Origin of the sequence: Bradyrhizobium sp. (genome assembly GCF_019242285.1) — a bacterium.
Taxonomy (GTDB): Bacteria; Pseudomonadota; Alphaproteobacteria; order Rhizobiales; family Xanthobacteraceae; genus Bradyrhizobium.
Genome location: NZ_JAFAVV010000348.1, coordinates 1 through 5,283 on the forward strand (window position 1 = coordinate 1; position 5,283 = coordinate 5,283).

Consider the following 5,283-nt stretch of genomic DNA (forward strand, 5'->3'; position numbering starts at 1 on the left):
GTTCGCCAGACCGGCCGGCAGCGCCGCGTCGGTGACGAAGGTCTGGATCTGGCTCATATGCGCGATGCGCACCGGCGCCGAGCGGGTGAACTTGCTGGAGGCGGCGACCAGCATCACACTGCGCGCGTTGGCGCTGATCGCCTGCGCCACCTGCACCTCGCGATAGTCGAAGTCGAGCAGCGCGCCCTCCTCGTCGATCGCGGACGCGCCGATGATGGCGTGATCGACCTTGAACTGGCCGATCAACTGCGTCGCGGTCGAGCCGACCACGGCGCCGTCGGCGCGGCGCACCGCGCCGCCCGCCACGATCACCTCGATGCGCGGATGCCGGTAGAGCAACATCGCGACATTGAGGTTGTTGGTGATGACGAGCAGGTCCTGATGCGAGGTCAGCGCGCTCGCCACCTCCTCCGTGGTGGTGCCGATATTGATGAACAGCGAGCAGCCGTTCGGAATCAGCGCTGCGGCGGCGGCGCCAATCGCCTTCTTCTCCTCGGCGGCGACGAAGCGGCGCGCCTCATAGGCGAGGTTCTCCACGCCGGAGGCGATGATGGCGCCGCCGTGGATGCGGGTCAGCGTCCGCTGCTCGCAGAGATCGTTGAGGTCCTTGCGGATGGTCTGCGCCGACACCTCGAAGCGGCGTGCCAGTTCCTCCACCATCACCCGGCCCGAGGCACGGGCGATGTTGAGGATTTCGGTCTGGCGATGCGATAGTCCGGTCACGGCTGCGTCCATTCGCGAACATTCCCGCCGCATGGTGCGGCGGTTGCTGCCCTGGGTCAATGCCGCCTCTCCTGCGGCGCAGCAATGCAATTTCCGGTGACATGCACCTTTCGATTGCGGCTGGCCGGCGCTAGCATCCGCGAAAAGACCGGGGCAACCGGCTTGCTACCAGGGGCAGGAAGCAACGACCGAGGGGATCATCCCATGAGTACGCTTGTTACGGACGCGACACTGTCGGCGCCGGATCATAACGCGCAATTGCGCAAGGCCATCATCGCCTCCACCATCGGCACCGCGATCGAATGGTACGACTTCTTCCTTTACGGCACGGCGGCCGGCCTGGTGTTCGGCAAGCTGTATTTCCCGAACGAGGATGCGCTCACGGCGACGCTCGCCGCGTTCGGCACCTACTTCATCGGCTTCGTCGGCAGGCCGATCGGGGCTGCGATCTTCGGCCACTATGGCGACCGCATCGGCCGCAAGGCGACGCTGATCGCGACGCTGTTGTGCATGGGGTTGGCGACCTTTGCCATCGCCTTCGTGCCGACCTATGCGAGCATCGGCATCTGGGGCGCCGTCATCCTGACCATCCTGCGGATGATCCAGGGCATCGGCGTCGGCGGTGAGTGGGGCGGATCGGTGCTGCTCGCGATGGAATGGTCGCGTACCCACCACGAACGGGGCCTCGTCGCGGCATGGCCTCAATTCGGCGTACCCTGCGGGTTGTTCCTGTCGAACCTCGCCGTGCTCGCCTTCAGCCAGATGTCGGGCGACGAATTCAACACCTGGGGCTGGCGCATTCCCTTCGCGCTGTCGATCGTGCTGGTTGGGGTCGGGTTGTGGATCCGCCTCGGCATCCTGGAGACGCCGGTGTTCCGGCAGGTCGTGCGCGACAACAAGATCGAAAAGGCCCCGCTCCTCGAGGTGATCAGGAAGCATCCGAAAGAGATCATCCTGTCGGCGCTCGTCCGCATGGCCGAGCAGGCCCCGTTCTACGTCTTCACCGCCTTCATCTTCGCCTACGGGGTCGGTACCTTGAAGATGCCGCGCAACCTGATCCTGACTGCCGTGCTGGTGGCGGCCTGCGTCTCCTTCATCACCATCCCGCTGTCGGGCTATATCTCCGACCGCATCGGGCGCCGCAAGATGTACCTGATCGGAGCCGCCGTCACAGGCCTGTTCGGCTTCCTGTATTTCGGCATGGTCGACACCGCGCTGCCGTCCGCCGTGTTCATCGCGATCGTGCTGTCGCTGATTCCGCATGACATGATGTATGGCCCGCAGGCGGCGTTGATCGCGGAGGCGTTCACGCCGCGGCTGCGCTACAGCGGCGCCTCGCTCGGTTATCAGCTCGCCTCCATCATCGCGGGCGGACCTGCGCCGATCATCGCCACCGCGCTGTTCGCGAGCTACCATTCCGGCTACGCGGTCTCGATCTACATCGCCGCCTGTGCGGTGGTGAGCCTGGTGTCGGCGGCGTTCATGCCGGACTATACCGGCCAGGACATTTCCGCGGAGTATGACGACTGAGCCCGGGTGCGATCGCCGATCGAGAGAGCCTGCGCCGACGCGGCAGCTCTCTCGATCTTTCGGGCTTTGGTCGGATCGCAAACTCCTGATCGCATCATCGTCCTTCATGGCGGCGTCACGCCTGCGTCATCGAAGCTGGCAGCGCGGCATCTCTCTTGCGCGCATGCGTCCACATTCCAGCCCGATTGTCGCCAAACTGCCGCTTCATTCGGCTCCAATGGGCGCTTCCTTGCGCAAACGCCTGATCGAGCACGGCGAACGCCGAGCCGGCCGGCTCAACTCCCGCTGAAAAATAGCAACCATATGGCGGGAACCGCGTTGTAGCGGTCGCGCGCCCGTCGGCTGATCCATTGCGCATATCGACGGGATGCGACGCGATCCGACCGACGAATTCCTCACCAAGCACAGTTCAATGGAGGCCCTATTGCTTGCATCCAATCCGGTTGCGTCAGGTATCGACCAGGCCCAAATGCTGATCCTGGTAACAGGAGCTTCCGGCAAGATCGGCCAGCATGTCGTGAAGGCGCTCGCCGAGCGGGGCTACCGCGTGCGCGCCCTGACGACCAGGCCGTTGGAGGCGGTTCCGTGCAACCACAGCAGCGTGGAATGGGTGCGGTTCGACTGGCTGCAATCCTCCGATTTTACCTCGCTGGTCGACGGCTGCGCCGCCGTGCTCCACCTCGGCGCGGAACTTCGCGACCACGAGAAGATGCATCAGTCGAACGTCGAGGCGACCCGGCTGCTGGCGCGGGCCGCGGAGACGGCCGGCGTGCGCTTCTTCTGCTATGTGAGCTCGGTGGCCGTCTATGGCAGCCAGCTCGACGCCGATGTCGACGAGGACAGCCCGGTTCTCACGACGGATCGCGACGTGAGCAGCGAATATCTCGCGGTCGACACCGTGCGATGCTACGGCCGCACCAAGCTCGGCGGCGAGCAGCGGATCCGCGAGGAGGCGAGGAAGGTCGAATACGTGATCGTACGGCCGACCGTCGTGGTCGATGTCGATGATCTCGTCGACCTGCGATCCTGGGACTTCATCAAGAAGGCCGTTGCCGGTTACCGCAACAGCCAGCAGATTTTCGTCCTCGACGTCGCCGACGCCATAATCTGGTTCATGGAGCGGTCGCTCGCCAGAGCGATCCCTGAACCCGGCATCAGCGTCTTCAATCTTGCCGACAACACCGTCCCCGACAACACCTATGCGAAGTTCTTCCGCCGGGCCTACGACAACAGCGCGGACAGGCGCTGGCGGTCGATCGAGCTGCCATGGGTGTTCGATGGCTTGCGGGACATCCTCCGCGCCGGCCGGTTGTCGCGCCGCCGCCCGCTGGGCCGGATGCATTTCTCGACCGACCGCCTCCAGGCGGCCGGCTATCGCCCCCGCTACGGCGTGGCCGAGCTGCAGGAACGGGCGATCCAGGCCCTGGCGCGTGAAAAAAAACAGTCGGCGAAATAACGGCCGCGATCACGCGGCCGTCCGGTCGTCGTTGGCGATGCGAAGTGCAGCGCGTTCGGCCTCGCTGGCATTGCGGAACAGCCGGCCCTCCAATGCGAAGAACGGTTGGGATGCAGCGAAGAAGCGATAGCCGGAGGCCTCGCGAACCACGATACCGGCGGTCCGCGAGCTGACTTCGATGATGTAGGATTTCGGCATGTCTTCCGGTCTCAAATGACGACGCGCGACAACGAGAGCGATGCTCAACGGTTCCTCATCATGCTGCAGGACAAGGCAGATTTAATGCTTCAGCTTAAAGTGATGTGCGGATGCGCCACCGGACATACTCCGACCTTCAAATAGCCGGATGGCCCGCCCCGGGATTCGGAAGGGCCACGTCGCAAAGCGCCGTGCCCACCATTCTCTCGAGCAGATCCGACTTGAAATGGTGGGCGCTCCTATCTTTGCGTGGTGCGCTCCCGTGTACGCGTCCGCTTAGGCCCCCCTACGAATACCGCGTCTGCGCAACCGAGATCGTCACGTCATTATCGGCGGATCGGCCTTCCGGATCGCTTGCGGCTTGCCCTCGTCGTCGATCGAGACATAGGTGAAATTGCCGTCGGTGACCAGGATCGGCTCGAGCGCCTTGCGGCGGAGCACCCAGGCTTCCAGATGCACGGTAATCGAGGTGCGGCCGATGCGGACGAGATTGGCGTGCACGGAGACGAGATCGCCGACATAGACCGCTTTGCGGAAATTCATCGCTTCGATCGCGACCGTCACGGTGCGCGATTTCGCCACCTTGGAGGCGAACACGCCGCCGCCGACATCCATCTGGCTCAACAGCCAGCCGCCGAAAATGTCGCCATTGGCGTTGGTGTCGGCCGGCATCGCCAATGTGCGGATGCAGAGATCACCCTTGGGCTCGGCTCCGAGCGCCGATGCAGCGGAGGTGTCGGTCACTATTTGAAAGTCTCCCAGCCGGCATCAGGGGCAAAGCGGTCGCCGAACTTCTGCGCGAGCTTGCGCAGCGTGGACGTCACATTGTCGACGCCGCGGCTGCGCGCATAGTTGAGCGGGCCGCCGCGGAACGGCGCGTAGCCGGTGCCGAAGATCATCGCGCCATCGACGATGTCGGCATCCGCGACGATGCCTTCGCGCAAGCAAGCGACGCAAACGTTCGACATCGGCAGCACCAGGCGGTCGATCATTTCGTCCGAAGGACGCGGGCCGGTCTCCGGCAGCGGGCCCTTCTGCGCCTTGCCGTCTCTCCAGGTATAAAAACCCTTGCCCGTCTTGCGGCCGAGCTCGCCGCGATTGACCTTGTCGCGCAGCCAGGCCGGCGTCGGCGGCAACAGGTCGCCGAATTTCGAGCGCAGCATGTCGCCGACGTCGAGGCAGATGTCGAGCCCGACCTGGTCGGCGAGTTCGATCGGCCCCATCGGCATGCCGAACTCCTCCGCCGCGGCATCGACCAGGCGCTGGTCGATCTTCTGGTCCAGCATCACCATCGCTTCCAGCATGTAGGGCGTCAGTGCGCGGTTGACGAGGAAGCCGGGCGAGCTCTTCACCGGCAGCGGCAGCCGGTCGATGGC

The 5,283-nt window shown here is 64.5% G+C and carries 6 protein-coding genes; 2 read left to right on the top strand and 4 right to left on the bottom strand.

The genetic code is table 11. From position 1 onward, the window contains the following. On the bottom strand, positions 1 to 723 hold a 723-nt coding region (locus JOY90_RS13720), incomplete at its 3' end, for a DeoR/GlpR family DNA-binding transcription regulator (protein WP_291691663.1). Positions 724 to 927: 204 nt separating this feature from the next. Between JOY90_RS13720 and JOY90_RS13725 the strand changes: the two genes are divergently transcribed. Then, positions 928 to 2,253 (top strand): MFS transporter, encoded by a 1,326-nt coding sequence (locus tag JOY90_RS13725; protein ID WP_291691664.1) that lies wholly within the window; start codon positions 928 to 930, stop codon positions 2,251 to 2,253. A 367-nt stretch (positions 2,254 to 2,620) separates the two neighbouring features. After that, positions 2,621 to 3,709: an NAD(P)-dependent oxidoreductase gene (locus JOY90_RS13730; RefSeq protein ID WP_291691665.1), complete on the top strand. Its 1,089-nt coding sequence runs from the start codon at positions 2,621 to 2,623 to the stop codon at positions 3,707 to 3,709. Positions 3,710 to 3,718: 9 nt separating this feature from the next. On the opposite strand, the gene JOY90_RS13735 is transcribed toward JOY90_RS13730, so the two are convergent. From JOY90_RS13735 to JOY90_RS13745, 3 genes are all read right to left on the bottom strand, one after another. Beyond that, positions 3,719 to 3,907: a hypothetical protein gene (locus tag JOY90_RS13735; protein ID WP_291691666.1), complete on the bottom strand. Its 189-nt coding sequence runs from the start codon at positions 3,905 to 3,907 to the stop codon at positions 3,719 to 3,721. A gap of 318 nt (positions 3,908 to 4,225) precedes the next feature. Beyond that, a complete protein-coding gene (locus tag JOY90_RS13740) occupies positions 4,226 to 4,579 on the bottom strand; it encodes an acyl-CoA thioesterase (protein ID WP_291691668.1) in 354 nt (117 codons plus the stop codon). Between the two features lie 71 nt (positions 4,580 to 4,650). Further along, positions 4,651 to 5,283: 3-hydroxyacyl-CoA dehydrogenase family protein (locus JOY90_RS13745; protein ID WP_291691667.1), on the bottom strand; the 633-nt coding region annotated here is incomplete at its 5' end.

Excerpts from the sequence above, each read along its gene's own strand:
- JOY90_RS13725 (WP_291691664.1), top strand. The coding sequence starts at position 928 with ATGAGTACGCTTGTTACGGACGCGACACTGTCGGCGCCGGATCATAAC.
- JOY90_RS13730 (WP_291691665.1), top strand. The coding sequence starts at position 2,621 with ATGCGACGCGATCCGACCGACGAATTCCTCACCAAGCACAGTTCAATG.
- JOY90_RS13740 (WP_291691668.1), bottom strand. The coding sequence starts at position 4,579 with ATGCCGGCCGACACCAACGCCAATGGCGACATTTTCGGCGGCTGGCTG.
- JOY90_RS13735 (WP_291691666.1), bottom strand. The coding sequence starts at position 3,907 with ATGCCGAAATCCTACATCATCGAAGTCAGCTCGCGGACCGCCGGTATC.